The following is a 567-nucleotide window of genomic DNA, read 5'->3' as shown; positions in this document are numbered from 1 at the left end:
GCCGGCCGTGATCGCCGTACTGCCGCCCCTGGAGAACGCCACCGAGGTGACCGTGCGGGTGTGGCTGCAGGCCTGTCGCTCCGATCAGCTGCGGCAGCAGCTCACCTTCTCGGAGTGCAACGATCACCGACCCACACGCCGGGCGCTGCCGGCCCTGCGGCGGACCGCTTCGACGGCGGGAGGTCACTCGGCCGGGATGGCGTCGCGTATCGCTCTGGCGGTGACGGCCGGGTCGTAGCCGTCGGGCACCCCTTCCACCAGGATGATGTCCCCCACGATGTGCCGGGACCGCAGCGGAGCGATCTCCTGGTAGGCGGGTGAGTCCCACCACGCCCGCGCCTCGTCGATCGAGGGGAAGCCGATCATCACGACCGCCCCCGGCCAGTAGCCCTCCTTCGTCTCGTGCCCGGTGCCGTGCACCAGGAAGCGGCCTCCGTACGGCGCGAAGGTCCCGGGGATGCGCTCGATGTACTCGGCGATGTCCTGGTGGACGGCGGTCTCGTGCAGGTGGGCGATGGCGTAGGCGGTCATGGTGCGTCCTTCCGGTCGGTGCGGCCCGTACGTGGA

Annotated in this window: 1 protein-coding gene; it reads right to left on the bottom strand. The window is 70.9% G+C overall.

The genetic code is table 11. From position 1 onward, the window contains the following. Window positions 1–183 precede the first annotated feature (183 nt). Complete coding sequence (locus tag CCN42_RS41025) at window positions 184–531, bottom strand: DUF1330 domain-containing protein (protein WP_086742094.1); 348 nt, start codon at window positions 529–531, stop codon at window positions 184–186. Window positions 532–567: the final 36 nt, after the last annotated feature.

This window comes from Streptomyces glaucescens (genome assembly GCF_002154375.1).
GTDB lineage: Bacteria > Actinomycetota > Actinomycetes > Streptomycetales > Streptomycetaceae > Streptomyces > Streptomyces glaucescens.
This window is presented reverse-complemented; position numbering and strand designations above follow the sequence as displayed.

Excerpts from the sequence above, each read along its gene's own strand:
- CCN42_RS41025 (WP_086742094.1), bottom strand. The coding sequence starts at position 531 with ATGACCGCCTACGCCATCGCCCACCTGCACGAGACCGCCGTCCACCAG.